This window comes from Bacillus sp. FSL P2-0099 (assembly GCF_038007445.1).
GTDB classification, from domain to species: Bacteria; Bacillota; Bacilli; order Bacillales; family Bacillaceae_G; genus Bacillus_A; species Bacillus_A mycoides.
Genome location: NZ_JBBOXE010000001.1, coordinates 2,775,328 through 2,801,277, shown reverse-complemented (window position 1 = coordinate 2,801,277; position 25,950 = coordinate 2,775,328). Strand labels below are relative to the sequence as shown.

The following is a 25,950-nucleotide window of genomic DNA, read 5'->3' as shown; positions in this document are numbered from 1 at the left end:
CGGTTTACATAAATTATTATGCAAAAACTATGCCAATATAGAGGAGGAGAGGGGTTATTGTAACCCTAGTCTTTTTAAACGGTTATATAAAGTGGCCCTCGTTACGCCAAGTTGTTTCGCACATTCTAATTTATTACCATCTAAAATGCGTAAAGCTCTTTCAATTACCTTTTTCTCGTGCTCATCCATTTCTTCTTGTAAAGAAAGAATCGTATTATTGTTGCTGATTAATAAGGAATGAGCCGTATGATTGTCTAAAGTATCATTTGTATGAAACGGTAAATATTCTTGTTTTATAATGCCGTCTGTCGCAAATACGACGAGTCTTTCAACTACGTTGCGGAGCTCGCGAATATTACCAGGCCAATTGTAATGAAGCAGTTCATGCATAATATTTGAAGGTAAGTCTCGAATAGGCCTGTTATAGTTTATTGAAAAATCGTTTAAAAAGGAGTACGTCAATTCGATAATATCCTCTCGTCTTTCGCGCAGCGGTGGAATAAGCAAGCTAACTACATTTAAGCGATAGTATAAATCTTCTCGGAAAGTTCCTTTTCTCATTTCTTCTTGTAAATCACGGTTTGTAGCAGCGATAATGCGGAAATCAATATTTATTTCTTTTTCTCCGCCAACTCGGTAATACTTTCGTTCTTGCAGTACACGTAAAAGCTTCACTTGCATATCGAGCGGCATTTCACCTATTTCATCGAGGAACAAAGTACCGCCTTGTGCGAGCTCTATTTTACCTTTCTTACCTTTACTATTTGCACCAGAAAACGCCCCGCGCTCGTAACCAAATAATTCACTTTCAAATAACGCTTCTGGGATTGCGCCGCAGTTAATTGAAATGAAAGGGGCATTTGCTGTCTCACTTGCTTCATGAATTGCTTTCGCAAACACTTCTTTTCCAACTCCGCTTTCTCCGAGTATTAAAACCGTGGATTTCACTGAACAAACCTTTCTAGCTAATTGAATCGTTCTTTGTATAACAGGGCTTTTTCCATTCATCGCAAGGAAAGGATCGGATGTATCTTTATATTTTGCTACTTCTTGTTCTAAACGGTGCATTTCATGCGACATATTAAATAGTTTTTCATTTAATACGACTTGATTTGTAACATCCGTTTCTGAAACGACTGCTCCAATAATTTTATCGTTGCAATAAACTGGGTTTGAATTAATTAATACGAACAAATCTGGACGTGGCTGATGGAACTGAGCAATTATGCTTTTTCCGTCATGTAATGATTGCAGAATTTCTAAATCTTTATAATCAAAAAAACGGGTGATGGGTTGTCCGATAATTTCATTATGGTTCACTGAAAAAATCTTTTCAGCGCCATCTGTCCAAGTACGAACGCATTCTTTATCGTCGATGACTGTAACAGAAGAATCAGACGTTTGAATAACAGTGTTATAAAAAGCTAGTAGTTCATTGTAATACTTATAAAGAAAAGGAATCATTTGCTGAGCAGTTATACAGCATAAAGGCTCTTGATTTTCTTTAATGATGACAACGGCTAGTTCATGAGAAAATGCGTCGATTAAAGTAGTGAAAGAGTCAACTTCATAAATAACTGCGCAACTACATTCTTCAGTAGATGAAGGAAGGTAATAAAAATTTTCACCTTCCTGTTTCATGTGCTGAATGGTGCTTGTACGATCAATTGATAAAATTTTTATAAACTCTTTTATTGTTGGAAATGAAAATGTCATAGTGTCCTCCTGGTATGTATAAAAATTTAGACAGTGATAAAGAAATAATACACCTATTTACGATAAATTTAAAATATTTTTACAAATAAAAATTATTTCATATAAATAGTTCTGTATGTAGAGTTGGCACACCAATTGCATGAATAAAAAGTGAGAGATTTAGGAGAAAGGAGGAGTGCTATATATGAGGCACTGTGACGTTTTAATAATAGGTGGTGGAATTATAGGATGTTCTATCGCTTATTACACTTCAAAATACGGAAGAGGCGTAACGATCATTGAAAAAGGAGAATTTGTAAGTGGAACGTCTTCACGGTGTGACGGGAACATTTTGGCGATTGATAAAGACCCAGGGTTTGATAGTCAAATGTCGTTAGTAAGTCAAAATTTAGTAACTGAATTAAGTGAAGAATTGGAGCACTCATTTGAATATAGAGCGCCAGGAAGCATTCTCGTTTGTGAATCAGACGAAGAGATGGAGGCAGCGCAGCAATGGGTAAATCGTCAAAAAGAAGCTGGATTACCGTTTCGAATGCTTGATAGGCAAGATATAAAAGAAGAATCACCATTTTTTGCAGATGATTTATTGGGTGGTTTAGAATGTGCAACGGATTCAACTGTAAATCCATATCTTCTTGCTTTTTCACTTCTTGCAGAATCGAAGAAATTTGGTGCAAAAGCTTTTAATCATACAGAAGTAAAAGAAATGAAAAGAGATATAGATGGTTCCTTTATTGTAGAAACAACAAATGGGACGTTTACTGCGAAGCAAGTGGTGAACGCAGCCGGTGTGTGGGCTCCTAAAATCGGACAGATGTTAGATGTGAATATCCCAATTGAACCGAGAAAGGGACATATTATTGTAGCTTCAAGGCAACAACACGTAGGTTGCCGTAAAGTAATGGAATTTGGTTATTTAATTTCTAAATTTGGCGGAAAACGAAAAGTGGATGCTTTAACTGAAAAATACGGGGTGGCACTTGTATTTGAACCGACAGAAAGCCAAAATTTTTTAATTGGTAGTAGTAGAGAGTTTGTAGGCTTTCATACGAGGATTAACAATGAGGTTATTAAATGTATTGCGAATAGAGCAATTCGTTTTTATCCGAAAATGGCAGATATGATGGTGATTCGTTCATATGCTGGATTACGCCCGTGGACAGAAGATCATTTGCCAATCATTTCAGGAGTGGAACATATTCCGAACTACTTTATAGCAGCAGGACATGAAGGTGATGGAATTAGTCTTGCGGCAGTTACTGGGAAAGTGATTGAAGAGTTATTAAATGAAAAAGAAACAATCATTCCTATTGAACCACTTCGTTTGAGTCGTTTTACAGAAAGGGTGTTAAACGGATGAGGTCACAAAGAGTCTTTACGACAATTGATACACATACGGGCGGGAATCCAACAAGGACATTAATTAGCGGACTTCCTAAGTTAACTGGAAAGACAATGGCAGAGAAGATGTTACATATGAAAAAGGAGTATGACTGGATTCGTAAATTGTTAATGAATGAGCCACGTGGTCATGATGTAATGTCAGGAGCACTATTAACAGATCCGTGTCATCCTGAAGCTGATATAGGTGTTATATACATAGAGACAGGTGGATATTTGCCGATGTGTGGCCACGATACAATCGGTGTATGTACAGCTTTAGTTGAATCAGGTTTAATTCCAGTAATTGAACCGGTTACTTCTTTAAAGCTAGATACACCAGCTGGCTTAGTTGAAGTAGATATTTCTGTTCAAGATGGGAAAGCGAAAGAAGTCTCCTTCTGTAACATACCAGCTTTTTTACTGAAAAATATTTCTGTACACGTCGAAGAAATTGGAACTGTAGAGGCTGATATTGCGTATGGAGGGAATTTTTATGCCATTATCGATGCGAAGTCAGTAGGTTTAGAGTTAGTACCAGAAAACGCATCTACAATCATTGATAAGGCTATTCATATTAGAAATACAATTAATGAGAAGTTTGAAATCATTCATCCAGAGTATTCGTTTATAAGAGGATTAACACATGTTGAATTTTATACAGATCCTACTCATGAAAGTGCGCATGTGAAAAATACAGTTGTTGTTCCGCCAGGAGGAATTGATCGATCTCCATGCGGCACAGGAACATCAGCGAAGTTAGCTGTATTATATGCTCATAAAAAAATTGATATCGATGAAGAATTTGTTCATGAGAGTATTGTAGGTTCTTTATTTAAAGGGTGTGTTATGAATACAACATATGTAGAAAATATTGAAGCTGTAGTAACGAAAATTACGGGATCAGCTTGGCTTATGGGTATGCATAGATTTTTTTACAATGAAAAGGATCCACTTAAAGAAGGCTTTTTGCTAATTCCGCCGATGGAACATGAAACGGAGGATGTAAAATGAACATTCAAAAAATGTATACAGCAGTAGACGTACACGTAAATGGCGAGGCATTTCGTGTAATGAAAGACGTACCATGTAAATACTACTACAGTTTGGAGCAATTAAACGAACAATTTTCAGGTGAATTAGCAGAAGAAATGAAGCTTTTATTAAATGAACCACGTGGTTTTATCGGTTTAAATGGATGTATTGTCGTTCCTTCTATTCATAATGAAGTGGATGCAGCTGTATTGTTTTTTAATCATGAAGGATCCATTCCTCTTCATTACGGAGGCATTGTCGCAGTAATAACGATGTTACTAGAAAGCGGGTATTTAAAAAAGAGAGAGTCTAATCAATACAAAATCGAAACGCTATCTGGCATATTTTCAGTGAATGCATATGTAGAGAATGATGAAGTTGTATCTGTTTCGTTTGAAAGCAAACTATGTTATATGATTGAGAAAAATTTAAAGGTTGGTAATATAAGTTACTCTCTCATACAGGCAGATAAAGTATATGCAGTTGTAGAAAAGGATACGTATTCGCCAGAAATCAGTATTGAAAACATCTCTAAATTAAAAAAATGGGGTGAAGCTACACTTCAAGCTATACAAAAACAGTCATTAATAAAAAGACTTATTTTAGTAGATTCTATGCAAAAAGAAAAGAACCATATAAAGTCGATTACATTTCATGAAGATAACTTTATAGTACGTTCACCAGGTTTTGTTTCTACTATTGTGTCTTATGTTCATACATTATTTAAAAATGATTATATAGCGGATAAACCTTTTAGAAATGAAAGTATTTTTAATAGCTTTATAACAGTAGAAAAAGTGAAGAAAGAAGAACTCGGATACATTTTTCGATTTGAAAGTAGAGGGTTTATTACAGGTATGCAAACATTTATATTAGATCCTACTGATCCGTTTCCAACAGGTTTCTTATTAAAATAATATGTTAAAGGGAGAGATAAAGATGCAAAAAATTAAAGGGGCATTTCCAGTATTAATAACACCGATGGATGAATTTCAAGAGATTGATTGGAAAGGCGTAAAACAAAACGTAAACTACTTTATTGAGCAAAAGGTAGCTGGAATTATTATTAATGGAAGTACAGGGGAATTTGTTAGTTTATCAAAAGAAGAACGATTTAACATGGTAGAAACAGTATTAAAAGAAGTTGATGGCCGTATTCCTGTCATTGTTGGAACTGCTGCAGAGACGACGAAAGAAACGATTGAATATACGAAACATGCAGAAGCGCACGGAGCGGATTGCGCATTAATTATAAACTCTTACTATTGTAAACCGAAGGAAGAGGAGATTTATTTTCATTTTAAAGAAATCTCAAACGCTGTAAATATACCAATTATGCTATACAATAACCCATTTACTTCTGGTGTTGATATGAGCACAGAGTTAATGCTCCGTATTGGAAAAGAGTGTAAAAATGTTACACATATTAAAGAATCTAGCGGAGATATTCGAAAAGCGAGAGATTTAGTAAGACAAGGTGAAGGTGCTTTCCAAGTCTTCTGCGGATCTGAAGATTTAGTTATGGAATCTTATTTAGTTGGTGCATCGGGATGGGTTTCAGTAGCCGGAAATATCGTTCCAGGACTCGTTACGAAAATGTATGAGCATTTTCAAAATGGTGAATTAGAAAAAGCCTGGGAAATAAACGATGCTATTTTACCTCTTTGCGCGTTTCTTGAAGGATCAGGAAAATATGTACAAATCGTTAAACGCTCAATGGAATTACACGGGCAAGCGGGGGGACCTTCTCGTTATCCAAGACTCGGATTAACTGAAGAAGAAGATCAAAAACTTCAAACGATTATTTCAAAAATTGCAGCTCATGCAGCTGTTTAAATAAGGAGGAGATCATATATGTTAACGACAAACATTGAGCTGAGACCAAAAGTGAAAGCGTTTTTAAATGAAGAAATTAAAATGTTTATTAATGGTGAATTTGTTCCTTCCATTAGCGGGAAGACATTTGAGACATACAATCCAGCAACAGAAGATGTTCTGGCTGTCGTATGTGAAGCGCAAGAAGAGGATATTGATGTCGCAGTAAAAGCAGCAAGATCTGCATTTGAATCAGGACCTTGGGCAGAAATGACTACCGCTGAAAGAGCGCACCTTATTTATAAATTAGCAGACTTAATTGAAGAGCATGGAGAAGAATTAGCGCAGTTAGAAGCTTTAGATAATGGGAAACCCTATCAAGTAGCACTGGATGATGATATTGCAGCGACTGTAGAAAATTATCGTTATTATGCGGGATGGGCTACGAAAATTATCGGGCAAACGATTCCGATTTCAAAAGATTATTTAAATTACACACGCCATGAACCTGTTGGCGTTGTAGGGCAAATTATTCCTTGGAATTTTCCGCTCGTTATGTCTTCTTGGAAAATGGGAGCTGCACTAGCAACAGGTTGTACAATCGTATTAAAACCAGCAGAGCAAACGCCTTTATCTTTACTATATACAGCGAAGCTTTTTAAAGAAGCTGGTTTTCCAAACGGTGTTGTAAACTTTGTACCAGGTTTCGGCCCTGAAGCAGGATCGGCAATTGTAAACCATCATGATATTGATAAAGTAGCTTTCACAGGTTCAACAGTTACAGGGAAATATATTATGCGTCAATCTGCAGAAACAATTAAACATGTAACGTTAGAACTTGGTGGTAAGTCACCAAACATCATTTTAGAAGACGCTGACTTAGAAGAAGCGATTAACGGTGCGTTCCAAGGCATTATGTATAATCATGGTCAAAATTGTAGCGCAGGATCTCGAGTTTTCGTTCATCGGAAACATTATGAAATAGTAGTAAATGAACTTGTGAAAATGGCAAATAACGTGAAGCTAGGGGCAGGTATGGAGGCGGAAACTGAAATGGGACCGCTCGTATCTAAAAAACAACAAGAGCGTGTGCTAAATTACATTGAACAAGGAAAATCTGAAGGTGCTACTGTTGCAGCTGGTGGTAAACGTGCATTTGAAAAAGGTTATTTTGTACAGCCAACAGTATTCACAAATGTTACAGACGATATGACAATCGTTAAGGAAGAAATTTTCGGACCAGTTGTCGTTGTACTCCCGTTCGATTCGACAGAAGAAGTAATTGAAAGAGCAAATCGCTCGTCTTACGGGCTTGCTGCGGGCGTATGGACACAAAATATTAAAACCGGACATCAAGTTGCCAATAAATTAAAGGCAGGAACAGTGTGGATTAATGATTATAACTTAGAAAATGCAGCTGCACCATTTGGTGGATATAAGCAATCTGGTATCGGACGTGAATTAGGTTCATACGCCCTTGATAACTATACAGAAGTGAAAAGTGTTTGGGTAAATATAAAGTAATAGAGAGTCTAACTGTTAATAAATAGAGGGATGAAATAATGAGAGATGCGGACAACTGGAAGGTTTAATAATAGTTGTCCGTTTTCTTATATATAAAATTGCTTTTTCAAAAGAATTATAAGGGGGATTTGGATGGAGCAGTTAGTAGAATGGTTAGTAGGGCAAGTTTGGAGTATTGGCTTAGTTGTTTTCGCATTAGGAGCAGGAGTGTATTTCACAATTGCAACTCGTTTTTTACAAATTCGCTATTTTAAGGAGATGATTAAACTATTATTTGAAGGGAAGAGCTCGGAGACTGGGATATCATCCTTTCAAGCATTTTGTTTGGCGTTATCAGGTAGGGTTGGAATTGGTAATATCGCAGGAGTAGCGACAGCTATCGCTTTCGGCGGACCTGGAGCTGTATTTTGGATGTGGGTGATGGCATTATTAGGAGCAGCTAGTGCATTTGTTGAATCAACATTAGCACAAGTATATAAAAGTAAAGTAGGCAATGAATACCGTGGTGGTACGCCATATTTCATTGAGAAAGGCTTGAAAATGAAATGGTTTGCGGTTATTGTAGCGGTCGTTGTAACACTATCATATGGCATTTTATTACCAGGTATTCAATCGAGTAGTATCGCAGTTGGATTTGAAAATTCTAATGGTATTAGCAAATATATAACTGGTATATTGTTAGTCGTATTATTAGCAGCTATCATTTTTGGTGGCGTAAAGAGAATTGCGGGCGTTTCTCAAATGCTAGTTCCATTTATGGCAATTGGTTATGTAATTGTTACATGTATCGTATTAATTGCGAATGTAACGGAAATTCCAAGTATGTTTGCTTTAATTTTCTCAAGTGCTTTTGGTGTAAATGAAATGTTTGGCGGCATCGTCGGCGCAGCTATTGCATGGGGTGTAAAGCGTGCTGTATTTTCAAATGTTGCTGGTGTTGGAGAAGCAACGTATAGCTCTGCCGCTGCTGAAGTATCTCATCCTGCAAAACAAGGGCTAGTTCAAGCGTTTTCTGTATATATTGATACAATTGTAGTATGTACAGCGACAGCTCTTATGATATTAATAACAGGTATGTATAATGTAATACCTGAAGGGAAAAGCGCTATTGTAAAGAATATGGGAAATGTAGATGCAGGTCCAATCTATACACAACAAGCAGTTGAAACTGTTATGACAGGATTTGGTCCATTATTTATTTCAATCGCAATCTTCTTTTTTGCATTTACAACTTTACTCGCGTACTACTATATCGCTGAAACGACACTCACTTATTTAGATCGTGACCTCAAATATAGCTGGTTAAAACCAGTTTTGAAAATTGGGTTTTTAATTATGGTTTACATCGGTAGCGTAGAATCAGCTTCGCTATTATGGAACCTTGGAGATTTAGGAATCGGTAGTATGGCATGGTTAAACTTAATCGCGATTCTATTATTAAGTAAAACGGCATTAAAAGTGTTAAAAGACTATGAAACGCAGAAAAAAGAAGGGAAAGATCCAGTGTTTGATCCTAAAAATGTGGGAATTGAAGGTTTAACATTTTGGGAAGAAAGAAGTAAAGAGGTTGAAAGGAAAAATTCTAAAGAAAAAGTGTCAGTAGATAATGGGCTGAAACTGTAGATGTGCAAATTTCAAAGTAAAATAAACTGAAAATTCATTCTATTTTTTAAAGTAAATATTTGTATATGTCCTTTATTTTATCTCATACTAAAGTAAGTGTGAATAAAATGAATGGAGGATATATGATGGAAAATCAACAATATGGCTCTATAAATGATGTATTACTTGATTATAAAGAAGGTATAGGGAATTTTACGCAACAAATCCCTGAAATTGCAGAAACATATAACGCTTTTACACAAGCATGTTTTCAGGAGGGTACATTAACTAAAAGAGAAAAGCAGCTCATTGCATTAGGGATTAGTTTAGCAACAAAAGACGAATATTGTACGATTTATCATACGAAGGGCTGTATTGACCAAGGATGTTCTGATAAAGAAATTTTAGAAGCTTGTGGTGTTTCAGCCGCGTTTGCTGGGGGAGCTGCAATGAGTCAGGCAGTAACCTTAGTACAAGAATGTCTGGTGGAATTGAAACATCAAAATCATTAAACAAGAAAAAGCCCTCCTTAAAATATTCTTTTAAGGGGGACTTTCTAGTTTAGTCTAATTTTTTTGAAAGAGTTTCAATTGTTTCATATAGTCGATAGCTTTTGTTTTATTACTCTGTTTAGAAACATAGTGTGCCTCGTTTAAATTTCTATAAAAACTATTAAATATTTCTTCAGAAAGTATGCCGTCAGAGATAGCTTTTTTTACTGCACAGTGTGGTTCATTTGTATGCGAACAATTAGAAAATTTACATTTCCGAGATATACCCGCAATATCTTCATATCCAAAATCAAAGTTACCTTTATGTTCTATCAAGTCAAATCCCATTTTAATATTCTATATTTTTATAAATCGATGTCTCTATATTAGGGAGAAGTGTGTATATGCTCTTACCAATTAAAGATTCTAATTCTTTCTTAATTGCATAGAATCCCTTCCAATGTAAAGAAGTATGAGAGGTTGTGCCATGACGTAAACCAACTGAAATCAATCTTTTTTCAAGAGTAGTAAAGCCTTCCGCATCAGCAAGTGCGTCACAAAGGGTAATCACCTTATTGTATAAGTCGTAGTCACTGTTTTCATTTAATATTTCAATTAATCGGCTTTCCGTATAATCAGGAACAATGCTCCACTCTGCCGCGATATCTAAATGCTCATTTTTGCAAGGAAATGAATGCGTCACACATATAATGGCGTTTCCTGTATACCCTAAATCATTCATATACATATAACCATCATAGGAATGAATAACAGATTTAGTAAAACCTTTATATCTTCCTATGTCATGCAGGAGGGCAGCGTTGTATGCTATATCAGCATCTAGGTCGTACCCATTATTAATAAGTTCAACAACTATCTTTTCAGTTGCAAGGGCAACATTACGTGAATGATCGAACCACGGACCTGGGTTTTGTTCATATGCCCACTGGAGTAATTCTCTTGCATATGTCCTATCTAATATATATTTCATATAGGTATCCTTTCTTTAAAAAATCATATATTTAATAATTTCATCTTAGAATTTCATTATTCCTTCTTTAAAAGTTGTTACAATGAAACAAAAGGGGGAAAAGGAATGCGAAGTATAGTAATAGAAGAAATTAAACGACTTGATGAAGACATTGAAGAGCTTTCTGAACTGTTGAAAACTGTAGTAAATGATGGGGCGTCAATTGGTTTTTTACCTCCACTGGAACAAAAAGAAGCAACAAATTATTGGCAAACTGTATTAGCACCAGAAGTGATATTGTATGTTGCTAAAATAAACAATGAAGTGGCAGGGAGTATTCAATTACATTTAGTTACAAAGCCTAATGGGATACATAGAGCTGAAATTTGCAAGTTAATGACTCATCCGAATTATAGACGAAATGGTATTGGGCGTTTACTTATGCAAAAAGCAGAAGAACGGGCAAAGCGAGAAAACAGATCTCTTTTAGTATTAGATACTAGAGAAGGGGATTCTTCCAATAGATTGTACAAGTCATTAGGCTTTCAAGAATCCGGTAAAATACCGGGGTATGCAATTTCTCCGAATGGTGAGTTAGATGCAACGGTTATTTATTATAAAATGATTTAGTATTTTTATTTAAAAAGAGGGATATTTTCAAACCACAAAGTTGTTATTAGGTCTGAGTATTGATTTATAAAAAGATTGATAAACCCCTGTATAATAGGGGTTTTCTTTTCATTCATTAACTTTATATTGAATGTTCAATTTGAGGGCCAATTTGTATAAGGTTTTAATAGGTTTATAAGAGGTATTATTTAAATAGGAATTTTGAAGTCTTTTGGTGAATATTAAATGTTAATCTAAAAGATGGAGGTTGCTGTGATGTTGAAACTGTTTCAATATAACTGGCAAGTTCGTGATGATTGGTTTACATTGTGCGAAGACATGTCGGCTGAAGAACTGGTAAAGAAACGGGTCGGTGGGTTCGGCAGTATACTACATACCCTATTTCACATTGTAGATGTGGAATATATGTGGATCTTAGGTTTGCGAGGTGAACCAGTGCCTGAGGAGCCATTGTTTGAAGATTATGCTAGCTTGCAAAAAGTGAAAAATCTTTCGGATCAATACCACGAGAAAGTGAAGCCATTTGTGACCTCTTGGACAAATGAAATGGATTCTCGGAAACTTTCAGAAACTGATTTCAATGAAGAACCGATTAGCTCTAGAGACGCCCCAATCAGGCGCCGAGTCATTGAATGTACACACGGAGAGATAATACGTCATGTCATTGTCCATGAAATCCACCATATCGGCCAGTTATCTATATGGGCACGTGAGATAGGAAAGGAGCCAGTTTCCGCAAATCTGAGAGGGAGAGGGCTATTTGATAACTAGACTACCTTTGCCAATTTCGTAATTTATTTATAAACGAATGGTTTAATTGAGTATATTTAAAGCGTGTTTAGATCAATCTTTTTCAAAACACACTTTTTCTTTGTATTATTTTATCTAGGTTTATAGAGTTAATGTAATCAAACTTTTTTCGAAGCTACACTGTGATATATAATTGTAAGTAATTATTAACTACTTTAACGCCGTTTGTATTTTCAGACGGTGTTATAAGTATTTAACAGTAAAACGACAAAATAAATAATAGATTTGATAACTGGTAATTAAAATGCGTGAAGAATTGATATTTTTGTAGCTAGAAGAATTTGAGAAAGTTTTTAGAGGGTTCTTTTAGTAATACTCTTCCACTTATAATGGATGTAGAGAAGATGACTAGGCAACTATAGTTATTTTCATTTCATTTTTGGGAAGGGGATGAAAGAATGAAAAAGACAAGTTTACAAAAGGTGAAGAAGGTTATATTAAGTGGCGGGATATTACTTACGGGGGTATTAACATTTGGATTTTCAGAAAAGGCTTCAGCACATGGGTATGTAGAATCACCAGCGAGCCGATCTTATTTATGTAAGCAAGGGGTAAATGTAAATTGCGGTCCAGTTCAATATGAACCACAAAGTGTAGAAGGAATAGGGGGTTTTCCGCAATTAGGACCTTCTGATGGACAAATCGCAGGAGCTGGCCATTTTCCTGCTTTAGACGTTCAAGCAGTTGATAGGTGGAAGAAAGTTACGTTAAACGGCGGGATGAATACATTCAAGTGGAAACTAACCGCTCCTCATAGTACGAAAGAATGGAAATACTACATTACAAAGAAGGATTGGAATCCAAATATGCCTTTAACAAGGTCTAGTTTAGATTTAGTGCCGTTCTATGTAAAAAATGATGGCGGAGTTAGACCGGGGACAACAGTAACGCATGAAGCAAATGTACCAACTGACCGTAATGGCTACCATCTTATTTTAGCTGTTTGGGAGATTGCGGACACTGGAAATGCGTTTTATCAAGTTATTGATGTGAACCTTGTGAATAATGGTTTAAATTCCAATTTTGCTTTTAACAATGTAGTGCAAGTTCCTAAACTATTTTAAATTAAATATACATTTTGATCATCTAATTCATTTTAGATGATTTTTTTTATGAAAAATATAGAAGAAACTGCAATTATTTATAAAAAAATGTGTCTAAAATATTGTCATATTTGCTTCTTTAAGATATCCTTTTCATGAAGAGGTGGAAAACATGGAAAAAGTACTAGTTTTCGGGCATAAAAACCCAGATACAGATGCAATTTGTTCTGCGATTGCTTATGCAGAATTGAAAAAAGAATTAGGAATGAATGCTGAGCCTGTACGTTTAGGCGAAATCAGTGGTGAAACTCAATTTGCGTTAGACTCTTTTAAAGTAGAAGGACCGCGTTTTGTTGAGACAGTAGCAAACGAAGTGGACAACGTTATTTTAGTTGACCATAACGAGCGTCAACAAAGTGCTAACGATATCGAATCTGTTCGTGTGTTAGAAGTTATTGACCATCACCGTATTGCTAACTTTGAAACAAGCGATCCTATTTACTACCGTTGTGAGCCAGTTGGATGTACAGCTACAATCTTAAACAAAATGTACAAAGAAAATGGCGTTACAATTCGTAAAGAAGTTGCTGGTTTAATGTTATCTGCAATCATTTCAGATTCTTTACTATTCAAATCTCCAACTTGCACAGAACAAGACGTAGCAGCAGCTCGTGAATTAGCGGAAATCGCTGGTGTAGATGCAGATAGCTACGGCTTAGAAATGTTAAAAGCTGGTGCTGATTTAAGCGGAAAAACAATGGAGCAATTAATCTCTCTTGACGCTAAAGAATTCCAAATGGGTAACGCGAAAGTTGAAATCGCACAAGTAAACGCTGTTGATACAAACGACGTTCTTGTACACCAAGCAGAACTTGAAAAAGTTATCACTACAGTAGTAGAAGAAAAAGGTTTGGACCTATTCTTATTCGTTGTAACTGATATCTTAACTAACGATTCTGTTGGTCTTGCGATTGGTAAAGCAACAAACGTTGTTGAGAAAGCTTACAACGTAACATTACAAAACAACACAGCTACTTTAAAAGGTGTTGTATCTCGTAAAAAACAAATCGTTCCTGTATTAACAGAAACATTCCAAGCTTAATATTATTGAGTATGGATAAAAGAAAGGACAAGTAGTCATATTGGCTACTTGTCCTTTTTATTATAAAATTACAGAAGAGCCTATTGGATGGAAATAAAAAAGGATAGCAATAGCTATCCTTCTTATCATTTATTCATAAGATCGTTTCTTATTTATATAAAATGTGATAATAGCTGCAATAATGAAAATAGGTATTGCGTACGCTTGCCCAACAAAGAATTTCCAACCTACAGTATTATAGCCCTCAGATGCTGGAATGATAATCGCGATGATACAAACAATAATATAAGCTAATAATGCTGGGAGTATATTTTTCATAGTTGTTCACCTCCTTTTTATACTATATTTATATATTGTGCTATTGAATAGAGATTGGGAGATTAAGTGTACTTGATTTTACGAAATCTTTACAAATTCACTAAAGGATGAGGAGTCTGCATGCTGTATGAAAGTGACTTTAGTACGGTGTGTTTATGTAATAATACATATGCTTAATAGACTGTTCTGAAATAAATTAAACCAAATATAGGATATAATGTAATTTTATCTTTCGAGATAAGTATATAGTATTCTGTAAAAAAATGTACTGAAAAATTGATATTTCATAAGAAATATAGAATCGAGGTAAGAAATAACGATGAAAAGGTTATGCATAATTCCATGCGGAAAGAAGAAAATTTGGGATAAGTACTCAGATTACGGAGAGGCAGAGGCAAAAGATGTATATATTAGTCCATTCGGAAAAGCATGTCAGGCGTATGCAACTGAGTTTTTCGAGAATTGGGTTATATTATCAGCAAAGCATGGATTTTTAAGACCAAATGATATTGTAAAGGGAAATTATGATCTTGCATTTGATTCAAATAGTAATGAGATTATTAGCATAGATCAATTAAAACAACAGATGATTGATAAAGATTTACTTCAGTTTGATGAAATAGTATTACTTGCAGGGAAGAAGCATAAAAAAGTTGTGACGAAGCTATATCCAGAAGAAATCATTACATATCCATTAGAAGGGTGTAAAGGAATTGGGTATATGTTGCAGAGGTTGAATGGGGCAGTGGAAGCGCAGAAGGAAGTATAGGGATAAATTAGTAATATAGATTCAAATTATACCAAATTAATACATTTAAAATAGACTAGTAAACAAGCCTTTTTACGTTTTTAAACATAGAATATGATGAACGCTATTGAGGGGAGAGTCATATTCATGTGTAATAATTGTGGTTGTAGACGCAGAGATTGTAATAGATTTTGGGATGATTTAATGTTTGGAAGATGTAGACGCAGAGATTGTGATGATTGTGGTTGTAGACGTAAACGTGACTGTGATTGTGATGATTGCCGTCGCAATCGTAAACGTGACGACGATGATGATAAATGTCGTAAGTGGTAATATTTTAAAAAGAGTACTTCGAAGTAAGTACTCTTTTTGTGTATAAACCTTTTAAATTCCATCTTGAACAGATTTTTTTTCAATTTCCCATGAATCCTGTTTTATAATCTTTAAAGCTACATTAGTACCATTAGATTCCTTATAAAAGATATATCCGTGGTTTGATTTAACGTAAGTTAAAGGCTCGCCAATGCAATCTTTAGAACAAGATGTGTTGATAAGTTCAATTAAGGATAGTTCGCTAGGATCGGTTTTACTAGCATCTATAAGTGTATCAAGGTTTGTTTTACGAAAACCTTGTAAGTTTACATCGAAATTCTTTTCTATTTCTCCAGTAACGCTAGTATTCATTACTTCAACTGAATTTTTCTTTTCTAGAAGAAAACCATTTCCATAAAGGAATTTTGTATATCCAAGCCAGGCGATTAAAAATAGTATAAAAAACATACCAGTTGTTTTAAGTTTTCGAAGCCGTTTACTTACGATTGATTCTGAATATTTCATTCAGCCTAATCCTCCAATGTTTTTATTTTAAAGTATGCTTGGGTATATATATTTAGAAGGAGATGAAAGTTAGAGAGTTACTGATTCAAAAAAAGAAAGCATCTGAAGTTAGGTGCTTTCTTTTTGAATACTGTCCGCTATCTGTTAGTTACTTGTTTCATAAGCGGTCTTATTTCTTTAACAGGTGGTTTTTTATCATAGGCATCAACGTAAGAAAAGTAATAATTTAAGTTTCTAAGAAGTCCCTTTCCTATTTTTGTGCTTAAGAAGGGGAATACTTGTCCAGTATAATCATCGAGAGATTTACAATAGTATTTTTCATCTAAGTATATGCTGTATTTACATGTTAGTTCTACTAATGAGTTACCTTCATCATCAAATACTTCTTTAGAATCAATAATGTCTATTAATGCGAATTTTTCATTCAGATAAACTTTCTTCTTTTTCTCGTGCTTATTTGTGAGAATAAATACGAGACCAATTGCGTTAATCAAACTATTTCCTCCTATAAAAAACGGATATTAATAAAATATATCGATATACGTTAAATGTAAAGAGGAGTAGTGAAATATCATTGATAGAAAACTAAACAAGCCGATTTGTTTTTTCAAATCGGCTTGTTTTTATTGAAATACTTGCGGAAATTGTTTTACGATTGCGTCTGTTATCATGTCGGCCATTTCTAATGCTTCTTTTTCAATTTTATCGTATAGTTTTACACTGGCATCATAATCTTTATTTAGGAAGGCAAGTGCTTCCGCTTTCGTTAACGCTAAATGCTCATAAAACATTTTTCTAAATTCTTCTTTTTCTATATGTGGATTGATACTAGTTAGAAACTCAACAATTTCGTCTCCATTAGCGTACCATTTCTTTTCTATAGCGGCCGCTTCGTTTTGATCACCAGCTTTTGCGGCTTTAACAAGATCAGCAGCGATTGTTAAGTGGTCTTTAATTAATGCACTATATTTTTTTACTGCATTTTCTCCGTAGAATGGTTCAAGTGATAGCCCCATGTGTGTTGCATTTTGTAGAAGACGTCCAACGGTAACGTTTACGTCGGGCAAGTTAAAGATGATGCCTATAATGGCTAATCGTGTCCAAGCAACGTGTTGTTCCCATAAAGAACGCATATATCCTTTTAGAAAGTTTTCGTTTTTACTAACTCGGTAATTTCGTACAAATGAATCGAAGTTTCCATTAGTGATATGATAAGGGGAGTAATACGATTGCCAATAAGTATACATAAATAGTTACACTCCTTTGAACATGTATATCTCACAATATGATAAACGTTATTTTTAAGTTACGTGTCCAAGAGATTTTTTGAGAGTTGGAAAAGGAGAAAGTTGAAGGGGAATAAAAAACACATTTATGATATATATGAATAAAAAGAATTTTAAAATAATAGAGGTCCTGCAAGGGAAATTGCAGGACCTCAAAAGGGTATTGCCGAGATGTCGGACTCGACTACGTAATATTAACATAAAATTCTTTCGAAAAAACCTGGTAAATGTGTCCAAATGAGAAGGGTGCTTTTTAATAAAGTTAAAGGGATCTGCTTCCCGCGGCAGATCCCTTTAACTAGATAATGTTGATGAGCAAAAACTCATCTAGAGTACTTTTATAGTAACAAATGAAATTCACTTTGTGTATTGAGAAAAAATGAATTGCTTGTATGAATGTAGCGGATTTATATTTTGCTTTTTGGAATTATAATCATTTGTGGAGAGCGGAATAGGGTTCTAAAATGGAGAAAAGACTTTTCAGCCAGGCTACGATACATTGCAATATGTAAGTATAAAAAAAGACCTGCTAATTTAAGCAGGTCAACATAAGGGGTTTATCTAACAGATTATTATATATGGTAACAACTGTATTGTAGTAAGTCTATAAGTTATATGTTGAGAAAATTTGTTTGAATGATATATATTTGGCACATGTATTAACGTTTAAAAAGTTGAGAAAGGAAATTCATAAGCTTGCTATAAGAAAATAAGGGCTGATACTTATAAAATGATTCATATTTCCACGCATCATTATTAGAGAATTGGAGTTGTTTATTTGATGCTTTAGGTTTGTTGGAATTATTGTAACGACTCTTCATAATTTAACCTCCTCAAATTCATATGTATACGATTAGTAGTATTCTAGGAAGGTAAATTAAATGAATATTTATTTTGAAATTCTTTCTTCTTGTGTACTAGATTTGTTTTTTTATGTTGGAAAACGTAGGAAGCAAATAGAACTCAAATACTTATAAAATTCAAAGTGGCGAGAATCAGTTTGATGATATAATGGGAATAGATGAAAGATAAAGAAAAGCAGGTGACTCTTTTTTGTTTACAAAAGCACAAGAACTTTTAGCGTCTTATTTCGGTTATTCGTCATTCCGAAGAGGACAAGATGAAACAATTAAAAATGTATTAGATGGGAAAGATACAGTCTGTATTATGCCTACGGGTGGTGGTAAGTCAATTTGTTATCAAATTCCCGCATTAGTATTCGAAGGAACGACATTAGTTATTTCACCTTTGATTTCACTTATGAAAGACCAAGTAGATACATTAGTACAAAACGGTATTTCAGCGACTTATATTAATAGTTCTATTTCTATTACAGAAGCAAATCAACGAATTCAATTAGCGAAACAAGGCCATTATAAGTTACTTTATGTGGCGCCTGAGCGTCTTGATTCAATGGAATTTGTTGATCAACTTATCGATATGAAAATCCCGATGATTGCAATTGATGAGGCGCACTGTATTTCGCAGTGGGGACATGATTTCCGTCCTAGTTATTTACATATACATCGCATATTAGATTATCTTCCAGAAAAGCCGCTCGTATTAGCGTTAACTGCTACGGCAACACCACAAGTTCGTGAAGATATTTGCAACACGCTTGGAATTAATCAAGAAAACACGATTATGACAACGTTTGAGCGCGAGAACTTATCATTCTCTGTCATTAAAGGACAGGATCGTAATGCTTATTTAGCGGATTATATTCGTCAAAATCAGAAGGAATCTGGGATTATATATGCAGCTACAAGAAAAGTTGTCGATCAGTTATATGAAGATTTAGGGAAAGCAGGAGTTTCTGTATCGAAATATCATGCTGGTATGAGCGACCACGATCGAAATGAACAGCAAGAACTCTTTTTACGAGATGAAATAAGTGTTATGGTGGCAACATCTGCATTTGGAATGGGTATAGATAAATCGAATATACGTTACGTTATCCATTATCAACTTCCAAAAAATATGGAAAGTTACTATCAAGAAGCAGGACGTGCTGGTCGTGATGGATTAGATAGTGAATGTATTTTGTTATATTCTTCTCAAGATGTGCAAGTACAACGCTTTTTAATCGATCAATCAACTGGAGAATCACGTTTTTCAAATGAGCTTGAAAAACTCCAAAATATGACCGATTACTGTCATACAGAACAATGTTTACAATCATTTATTTTGCAATACTTCGGAGAAGAGCCGAAGGAAGATTGTGGTCGCTGCGGTAATTGTACGGACGACCGTGAAAGTATCGATGTGACGAGAGAATCCCAAATGGTACTATCTTGTATGATTAGGACGAACCAACGATTCGGAAAGCAAATGATTGCACAAGTATTAACTGGATCTAAAAATAAGAAAGTCATTGAATTTAATTTTCATACTTTGCCAACGTACGGTCTTTTATCAAACCGTAGTGTAAAAGAAGTCAGTGAGTTTATTGAGTTTTTAATTTCAGATGAGTTAATTGCAGTTGAACATGGTACGTATCCAACATTAAAAGTAACGGAAAAAGGAAAAGAAGTATTACTTGGTAAAGAGAATGTTTTACGCAAAGAACGAGTAGAAACGAGACAAATTGTTCAAGACCATCCTTTATTTGAAGTGCTTCGTGAAGTGCGTAAAGAAATTGCACAAGGAGAAGGTGTACCACCGTTCGTTATTTTCTCTGACCAAACGTTAAAAGATATGTGTGCGAAAATGCCACAAAGTGACTCCGAACTCCTAACTGTAAAAGGAATCGGAGAACACAAACTTGTGAAGTACGGGTCTCACTTCTTACAAGCAGTTCAGCACTTTATTGAGGATAACCCAAACTATGCGGAAACAATTAAGACTGAAGTTGTTTCAGAGAGTAAAAAATCAGGAAAAGCGTCAGCGAATTCTCATTTAGAAACGTATGAAATGTATAAACAAGGCATTGATCTAGATGAAATTGCTAAAGAACGTAGCTTATCAAGACAAACAATTGAAAATCATTTAATTCGCTGCTTTGAAGATGGAATGGAAGTAGACTGGAACAGTTTTGTTCCTGCAGAATATGAATCACTGATTGAAACTGCCGTGCAAAATGCAGAGGGTGGTCTGAAATCGATTAAGGACCAACTTCCAAATGAAGTGAGTTACTTTATGATTCGTGCTTATTTACAAATTAGAAAGTAGAGACATATAAAGGGGATAGGGATTTATGCATCACGTTTTCGTGTATGGCACGTTAAGAAAAGAGCAAACGAATGCTCATTTTATGCAAGGTGCAATATGCATCGCAGACGAAGCATGGACGTATGGTAAATTATTTGATACATACGAAGGGTACCCTGCGATGATTTGTTCAAATGAGGACAAAGTATACGGAGAAGTTTATGAAGTAAATGATGATGTTCTGCAAAAGTTAGATGAACTTGAAGAATACACAGGTAATACAGAGAGTGATTTATATGACCGAATCACCGAAACGATTTATTTAGGTGATAGAGAAATACGTGCATTTGTGTATATTGCTCAAGATAAAGAGATGCTAAAGAAAGTCATCATTTCTGGTGATTGGGTGGAGTATCAACAAGGAAAATAAAAGCAGCTATAGAGCAGATAGTGGAATCGACCATTATCTGCTTTTTATTTTGATAAATCATAAATATAGAGAAATAAAAATGGTTTTTTTCATGGGTGTCAGAAATTTAGTTTCTCACCTGTAGCAGAAAAATCTAGTGCAGGAGGAGAATAATAATGAACGAATTAAATGTGAAGGAATTTTACCAAAAACAATTCGAACTGTCGAATTACGATATCAATACAGAAAGCTGGTTAGAGCAGGTTGCTAAAGAAGTTCAAGAACAAGTTGGTCATCCATTTCAAGCGATGTTAGAACTAGGAGCAGGAAATGGTAGATTTGCAAGGGCGATGTCTAGGTTACAAGTGAAAATGACTACGGTTGAACTTGTACCAGAGTTAGTTATGTTTGCAAAAGAACATTCTACTAATAATATAGATATTCATTGCGCTGATTTTTATAAAATTAACTTTGAAGAAAAGTTTGATGTTGTTAGTTATTTAGACGGATTTGGTGTAGGAACAGATGATGAGCAATTGATTCTATTAAAACGGATTAAAAATTGGATGAAGGATGATGGATGTGCACTTATTGATATTTATCAACCATTGTATTGGAAAAAAGTAAGTGGACAAGAAATGTCCTTAAGTGTAGCTATGCGAAAATACGAATATGATAGTATAAATGAAAGAATGTTAGATCATTGGTGGGACCCTAATTATCCAAATGATGTAGTAACACAGTCTTTACGATGTTATACGGTAGATGAGATTAGCAATCTATGTGCTGAAGCTGGTTTAAGTATTATGGGATTCTTCCCTGGGGGAGCATATGATTTTGAAAAACGAAAATATAAAGAATTGGCAACATTAAATGAATGTTTGGCATATCGAATTAAATTAAAAAAGAGTAGGGATTAATCTCTACTCTTTTTTAATTTAGAAAATTCTTACTAAAACTATTGACTTTATGAATGGATTTTTAATACAATTATATTTCGACTGAAAAAATTGGAACGGACAGGAGGGAATCATCAAATGAACAACATTTTTGACGAAGAGTTACAAAAAATGAAAGATACTTTAAGTACGATGGATGATCAATTAGAACAGCTTGAAAAAATCCCGGTTTATTATGGAGAAGATTTTAAAGAGCAAATTCTTGAAAGTATGAGGGAGTCTAATAGACAAAGCTTACGTATTGGTGTACATGAGCCGTATTTTGGAAGATTAGACTTTCAGGAGGATGGCAAGGAAGACGTAATGCCGATTTACATCGGTAAAGTAGGTGTTTCAGATAAAGATACGATGAAACCAATTGTAATTGATTGGCGTGCACCTGTCGCAAGTATGTTTTATTCATTTACCGGTGGTGAAGAATTAGCATTTTATCATTCACCAGACGGATTAGTAGAAGGCGATGTTTATTTAAAACGAAACATTTCGATTCGAAAGAGAGAACTAGAACGTGTTGTTGATACATATGTGAAAGGAAATGAAGATGTCTCACATGCTGATGATTTTCTTCTATATCGATTAGGCGAGAATAAAGATAATAAATTGAAAGATATCGTTTCGACTATACAATCGGAACAAAATGATATTATTCGTGCGGAAAGAAACTTACCATTATTAATTCAAGGGGTTGCAGGGAGCGGAAAAACAACGATCGCTTTACATCGCCTTGCTTTTTTAATTTATGAATATCGTGAACAACTTGAAGCGGAGAGAATGATCGTATTCGCTCCAAACAGTTTGTTTTTAGACTATATTTCGAGTGTACTTCCTGAGTTAGGGGTAGGAAATATTAGTCAAACAACGTTTCCAGATTGGGCATTACGTACGTTAGATGGTTCGGTGAAACTAAAGCAGACAGAAGAAAAATTGAAAGAAGCTTTTTCAATTAATCGCGATGAAAAAAAGGTTATGCTCGGAAAATTAAAAGGCACGCTGGAATTTAAGTCGTTTATTGAAGAAAGAATGATTCAATTTGAAAAAGAATTAGTACCGACAAAAGATTTTGAGGCATGGGATAAAGCAGTTATTCCAGTGGAAGACGTTAAAAAATGGATACAAGTTGAATATAAACATTATCCATTAAAGAAAAGAAGAGAACGTTTAGTCGGCCGAATGAAGCGCTGGATTGAAATTGAACTTAAAAAGTTTGGAGAAACAAACGAGAAAAAGTTACTAAAAAAAGAAGCAACAAAGAGATTAAACACATATATGAATTTTTGGCCAAAAATGAGCCCACTTTCACTATATAGTTCGATGATGAAGAGTAAAGAAATACTCGAAGTATTACCTGAAGAACTTGTTCAAGAAACAGAAAAGAATTGCCGTAAAAAAGAAGTATATGTAGAAGATTTACCAGCTTTAATTTACATACACCATCGCATAAATGGAATTGAAATCGGACAGAAGTTTCATCACGTCGTTATTGATGAAGCACAAGATTTTTCACCATTCCAAGTGTATGTATTAAAAGAAATTACACTAGGTAATTCTTTCACCATATTAGGTGATTTATCTCAAGCGATTTATGATTATCAAGGAATTGAAGACTGGAATGCTTTTAAGGAAGTATTCCAAGAAACAGGTTATTATGAACTGACGAGAAGTTATCGTTCTACAAAAGAAATTATTGAATTCGCGAATGAAATAATTAAAAATGCAGAGATTCCAGTGGGACTCGCAACTCCAGTTTTCCGTAGCGGTGAAGACGTGAAAGTAATTCCGTCAGAGGACCAATTTACTGAAGTTTTAAAGACATTACAGCATTTGCAAACTGAAGATGTGAAAACAATCGCGGTAATTGGAAGAACAGACGATGAATGCCGTGATATATATGAGAAGTTAACAAATGCAGAGTTGACTGTTAATGTCATTGAAGCAGATCAAAGCAAATATGAAGGTGGTATTTCGGTAGTACCTGTATATTTGGCGAAAGGTTTAGAATTTGATGCCGTACTTCTAATCGACGTTGATGAGGAACATTACAAAAATACAAAACATGATGCGAAATTATTGTATGTCGGATGTACGAGATCGCTTCATGATTTATGGATTTTCCATAGTGGGGAAGCGTCGCCATTAATTAAGGGATTAAAATAAATAAAAAAGAGGATTTTCTAGTAATAAACAGAAAAACCTCTTTTTTTCTATATAAAGATATAGGAGGAATGGATATGATTACAAAAGTAATAACAAAAAGAAATTGGGGAATCGCGAAAAACATTGGAGAGATTAATGAAGCTTCACTTAAAGAAGAGGGATTTATTCATTGTTCATTATTAGACCAAGCTTTAAAAGTTGCTCAAAAACATTTCAATCATGAAAAAGATGTTTTATTACTTACAATAGATCCATCTCTTGTAAAAGCAGAAATAAAATATGAACTTGCTTCAAACGGTCAAGAATACCCGCATGTATATGAAGTAATTAATGTTGAGGCGATTGTAGAGGTTGTCCCATTTTCTAAAGAAAAAGGAGAGTTTATATTACCAGAGGTACATAGTTAAAAGTATTAATGGTATTTAAGTTTGTTAGTAAGCTGCAAGAAAATAAGAAAAGCACAAATTATATAGTTTGTGCTTTTCTTATTTTCTGATTTTTATAAAAATATATTGTTTTTGTCACAACTATACTGTACGATACATAGTATAAAACACATACTGTATGACATATAGTAATGGAAATGAGGTGGGTGAATGGATACTTTATTAAATTCATTAATTACTGAGCTAAGGAGAGGGACATTGACATTAGCGGTTTTAAGTCAACTAAGAACGCCGCAATATGGATATTCGCTTGTCCAATTATTGGAGCAATCAGGAATCATGATAGATCAAAGTACTTTATATCCACTACTTCGCCGATTAGAAAAGCAGGAGCTAGTGACGAGTAGTTGGGATAAAACGGAGAGTAGACCTCGTAAGTACTATGTTTTAAGTGAATATGGATTAAATATATTTTTGCAGTTGAAAAAGGAATGGATAAAGGATTCAAAAGAACTTTATAACTTATTAAAGGAGGAGGACGAGAATGAGTTTGATTGATATGTACGTCCAAGAAGTTGCGAAGAGATTACCTGAAAAAAATCGTGAAGATATTACGCTTGAGCTACGGTCGACAATAGAGGATATGTTATCAGACGATTATAATGAAGATGATGTGAAGAGCGTTCTCGAAAAATTGGGGAGCCCGGTTTCATTGGCTAATGGGTATTTGGATAGACCGATGCATTTAATTGGACCACGCTATTTTGATGTATATACGACGCTATTAAAAATGATTATACCAATTGCAGCTGTTATCGCACTCATTGCAATGATTGCAGAAAATTTTATAGGCTATACTGGTGATCAAGCAGTATTAAATGTTATTTTACAATTGATAGGTAAAGGCATTGGGGAAATTGTCGAAGTAGGCCTCCATGTATTTTTCTGGTTGACACTTGTATTTGCTATTTTAGAAAGAACAGATAAAGACAAAGGTACCCAACCGTTGACGACAAGTTTAAAAAAATGGACTCCTGATGATTTGAAAAATATCTCGTATGTTCCAAAGAAAAAGTCGATCTCAAAGTTTGAAGTTTTTGGAGGTTTGATGTGGACAGCAGTTTGGGCTACCCTTTACTTTTATGCGAATCATCTTGTTGGCGTATATAATGGTGCAGCAGATGGACTGAAATTTGTCGCACCAACTTTCAATCAAGATGTTTTACTTCAGTATTGGCCAATCGTTGTAATCATGATCGTTTTCGAAATAGGTATATCTCTTTATAAGTTAGTGCAAGGACAATGGACGCAAAAATTGGCAATTGGGAATGCAATCCTACAGTTAGCTGCAACAATAGTATTCATTGTAATTGTAGTAAATCCTCATTTATTTAACGAAGGATTCATTATGTATGTGGCAAATGTGTTTGCAATTTCTCCAGAGGAATTTAAAACGTGGTTAATTGGTGGAGGGATAATTATCTTCATATTATCTGCGGTACTAAATGCAATTGATGGTTTTCGAAAATCTAGAATTCGGTTGTAAAAATAAGTTTGAATTATTATTAGGTAGATCAGTTGAAAG

At 34.7% G+C, this 25,950-nt stretch carries 27 protein-coding genes; 20 read left to right on the top strand and 7 right to left on the bottom strand.

From position 1 onward, the window contains the following. Nucleotides 1-54 precede the first annotated feature (54 nt). Nucleotides 55-1,716, bottom strand: coding sequence for a sigma-54 interaction domain-containing protein (locus MKY90_RS14255; protein ID WP_016101252.1), 1,662 nt, complete (start codon nt 1,714-1,716; stop codon nt 55-57). Nucleotides 1,717-1,900: 184 nt separating this feature from the next. Between MKY90_RS14255 and MKY90_RS14250 the strand changes: the two genes are divergently transcribed. The 7 genes from MKY90_RS14250 (at nt 1,901) to MKY90_RS14220 (ending at nt 9,584) form a co-directional block, all read left to right on the top strand. Continuing rightward, on the top strand, nt 1,901-3,076 hold the full coding sequence (locus tag MKY90_RS14250; protein WP_016101253.1) for an NAD(P)/FAD-dependent oxidoreductase: 1,176 nt from the start codon (nt 1,901-1,903) through the stop codon (nt 3,074-3,076). Next, entirely contained in the window at nt 3,073-4,110 is a 1,038-nt protein-coding gene (locus tag MKY90_RS14245) for a proline racemase family protein (RefSeq protein ID WP_016101254.1), read from the top strand. The genes MKY90_RS14250 and MKY90_RS14245 overlap by 4 nt, the downstream gene beginning before the upstream one ends. After that, the gene (locus tag MKY90_RS14240) at nt 4,107-5,048 is read left to right on the top strand and encodes a proline racemase family protein (RefSeq protein ID WP_002127764.1); all 942 of its coding nucleotides are present in this window, start codon (nt 4,107-4,109) and stop codon (nt 5,046-5,048) included. The genes MKY90_RS14245 and MKY90_RS14240 overlap by 4 nt, the downstream gene beginning before the upstream one ends. A 22-nt stretch (nt 5,049-5,070) precedes the next feature. Continuing rightward, nucleotides 5,071-5,967, top strand: a complete 897-nt coding sequence (gene dapA, locus MKY90_RS14235; protein ID WP_341091660.1) for a 4-hydroxy-tetrahydrodipicolinate synthase — start codon at nt 5,071-5,073, stop codon at nt 5,965-5,967. 18 nt (nt 5,968-5,985) lie between these two features. Next, nucleotides 5,986-7,470 (top strand): aldehyde dehydrogenase family protein, encoded by a 1,485-nt coding sequence (locus MKY90_RS14230; protein WP_033729263.1) that lies wholly within the window; start codon nt 5,986-5,988, stop codon nt 7,468-7,470. A gap of 132 nt (nt 7,471-7,602) precedes the next feature. Beyond that, the gene (locus MKY90_RS14225) at nt 7,603-9,093 is read left to right on the top strand and encodes an alanine/glycine:cation symporter family protein (protein WP_215564396.1); all 1,491 of its coding nucleotides are present in this window, start codon (nt 7,603-7,605) and stop codon (nt 9,091-9,093) included. A 125-nt stretch (nt 9,094-9,218) separates the two neighbouring features. Then, complete coding sequence (locus MKY90_RS14220; RefSeq protein ID WP_078203341.1) at nt 9,219-9,584, top strand: carboxymuconolactone decarboxylase family protein; 366 nt, start codon at nt 9,219-9,221, stop codon at nt 9,582-9,584. 54 nt (nt 9,585-9,638) lie between these two features. Here the strand turns inward: MKY90_RS14220 and MKY90_RS14215 are convergent, their stop codons facing one another. Next, on the bottom strand, nt 9,639-9,911 hold the full coding sequence (locus tag MKY90_RS14215) for a hypothetical protein (RefSeq protein ID WP_033713265.1): 273 nt from the start codon (nt 9,909-9,911) through the stop codon (nt 9,639-9,641). Nucleotide 9,912: 1 nt separating this feature from the next. Then, entirely contained in the window at nt 9,913-10,554 is a 642-nt protein-coding gene (locus tag MKY90_RS14210; protein ID WP_341091655.1) for an HD domain-containing protein, read from the bottom strand. A gap of 105 nt (nt 10,555-10,659) precedes the next feature. Here MKY90_RS14210 and MKY90_RS14205 point away from each other — a divergent pair, with 105 nt between their 5' ends. The 4 genes from MKY90_RS14205 (at nt 10,660) to ppaC (ending at nt 14,118) form a co-directional block, all read left to right on the top strand. Continuing rightward, the gene (locus MKY90_RS14205) at nt 10,660-11,163 is read left to right on the top strand and encodes a GNAT family N-acetyltransferase (protein ID WP_048516846.1); all 504 of its coding nucleotides are present in this window, start codon (nt 10,660-10,662) and stop codon (nt 11,161-11,163) included. Nucleotides 11,164-11,418: 255 nt separating this feature from the next. Next, entirely contained in the window at nt 11,419-11,934 is a 516-nt protein-coding gene (locus tag MKY90_RS14200; protein WP_002168219.1) for a DinB family protein, read from the top strand. Nucleotides 11,935-12,371: 437 nt separating this feature from the next. After that, the gene (locus MKY90_RS14195) at nt 12,372-13,037 is read left to right on the top strand and encodes a lytic polysaccharide monooxygenase (RefSeq protein ID WP_063226209.1); all 666 of its coding nucleotides are present in this window, start codon (nt 12,372-12,374) and stop codon (nt 13,035-13,037) included. A gap of 151 nt (nt 13,038-13,188) precedes the next feature. Then, the gene (ppaC, locus tag MKY90_RS14190) at nt 13,189-14,118 is read left to right on the top strand and encodes a manganese-dependent inorganic pyrophosphatase (RefSeq protein ID WP_002032629.1); all 930 of its coding nucleotides are present in this window, start codon (nt 13,189-13,191) and stop codon (nt 14,116-14,118) included. Between the two features lie 129 nt (nt 14,119-14,247). Here ppaC and MKY90_RS14185 read toward each other — a convergent pair whose 3' ends face one another. Continuing rightward, nucleotides 14,248-14,436 (bottom strand): DUF4017 family protein, encoded by a 189-nt coding sequence (locus tag MKY90_RS14185; protein WP_002012993.1) that lies wholly within the window; start codon nt 14,434-14,436, stop codon nt 14,248-14,250. 319 nt (nt 14,437-14,755) lie between these two features. Between MKY90_RS14185 and MKY90_RS14180 the strand changes: the two genes are divergently transcribed. Both MKY90_RS14180 and MKY90_RS14175 read left to right on the top strand, forming a co-directional pair. Next, a complete protein-coding gene (locus tag MKY90_RS14180) occupies nt 14,756-15,205 on the top strand; it encodes a DUF6884 domain-containing protein (RefSeq protein WP_002012995.1) in 450 nt (149 codons plus the stop codon). A gap of 126 nt (nt 15,206-15,331) precedes the next feature. Next, complete coding sequence (locus tag MKY90_RS14175; protein ID WP_002085081.1) at nt 15,332-15,517, top strand: hypothetical protein; 186 nt, start codon at nt 15,332-15,334, stop codon at nt 15,515-15,517. A 51-nt stretch (nt 15,518-15,568) separates the two neighbouring features. Here MKY90_RS14175 and MKY90_RS14170 read toward each other — a convergent pair whose 3' ends face one another. The 3 genes from MKY90_RS14170 to MKY90_RS14160 all read right to left on the bottom strand — a co-directional run bounded on the left by MKY90_RS14170 (nt 15,569) and on the right by MKY90_RS14160 (nt 17,268). Next, on the bottom strand, nt 15,569-16,021 hold the full coding sequence (locus MKY90_RS14170) for a hypothetical protein (RefSeq protein ID WP_002012998.1): 453 nt from the start codon (nt 16,019-16,021) through the stop codon (nt 15,569-15,571). A gap of 137 nt (nt 16,022-16,158) precedes the next feature. Further along, on the bottom strand, nt 16,159-16,515 hold the full coding sequence (locus MKY90_RS14165) for a hypothetical protein (protein WP_002012999.1): 357 nt from the start codon (nt 16,513-16,515) through the stop codon (nt 16,159-16,161). Between the two features lie 129 nt (nt 16,516-16,644). Beyond that, on the bottom strand, nt 16,645-17,268 hold the full coding sequence (locus tag MKY90_RS14160; protein WP_002127750.1) for a hypothetical protein: 624 nt from the start codon (nt 17,266-17,268) through the stop codon (nt 16,645-16,647). A gap of 1,092 nt (nt 17,269-18,360) precedes the next feature. Between MKY90_RS14160 and recQ the strand changes: the two genes are divergently transcribed. The 7 genes from recQ to MKY90_RS14125 all read left to right on the top strand — a co-directional run bounded on the left by recQ (nt 18,361) and on the right by MKY90_RS14125 (nt 25,911). Continuing rightward, nucleotides 18,361-20,478, top strand: a complete 2,118-nt coding sequence (gene recQ / locus MKY90_RS14155; RefSeq protein WP_002013002.1) for a DNA helicase RecQ — start codon at nt 18,361-18,363, stop codon at nt 20,476-20,478. 25 nt (nt 20,479-20,503) lie between these two features. Further along, nucleotides 20,504-20,887, top strand: coding sequence for a gamma-glutamylcyclotransferase family protein (locus MKY90_RS14150; RefSeq protein ID WP_002127749.1), 384 nt, complete (start codon nt 20,504-20,506; stop codon nt 20,885-20,887). A 155-nt stretch (nt 20,888-21,042) separates the two neighbouring features. Next, nucleotides 21,043-21,786: a class I SAM-dependent methyltransferase gene (locus MKY90_RS14145; RefSeq protein WP_002127748.1), complete on the top strand. Its 744-nt coding sequence runs from the start codon at nt 21,043-21,045 to the stop codon at nt 21,784-21,786. Nucleotides 21,787-21,903: 117 nt separating this feature from the next. Continuing rightward, nucleotides 21,904-23,979 carry a HelD family protein gene (locus MKY90_RS14140; RefSeq protein WP_078178862.1) on the top strand — a complete coding sequence of 692 codons (2,076 nt, stop codon included), beginning with the start codon at nt 21,904-21,906 and terminating at the stop codon, nt 23,977-23,979. Nucleotides 23,980-24,053: 74 nt separating this feature from the next. After that, complete coding sequence (locus MKY90_RS14135) at nt 24,054-24,386, top strand: DUF952 domain-containing protein (protein WP_078178863.1); 333 nt, start codon at nt 24,054-24,056, stop codon at nt 24,384-24,386. Between the two features lie 189 nt (nt 24,387-24,575). Next, nucleotides 24,576-24,923: a PadR family transcriptional regulator gene (locus MKY90_RS14130; protein WP_002013008.1), complete on the top strand. Its 348-nt coding sequence runs from the start codon at nt 24,576-24,578 to the stop codon at nt 24,921-24,923. After that, a complete protein-coding gene (locus MKY90_RS14125) occupies nt 24,910-25,911 on the top strand; it encodes an HAAS signaling domain-containing protein (protein ID WP_078178864.1) in 1,002 nt (333 codons plus the stop codon). Before MKY90_RS14130 ends, MKY90_RS14125 begins: the two co-directional genes overlap by 14 nt. Nucleotides 25,912-25,950 lie beyond the last annotated feature (39 nt).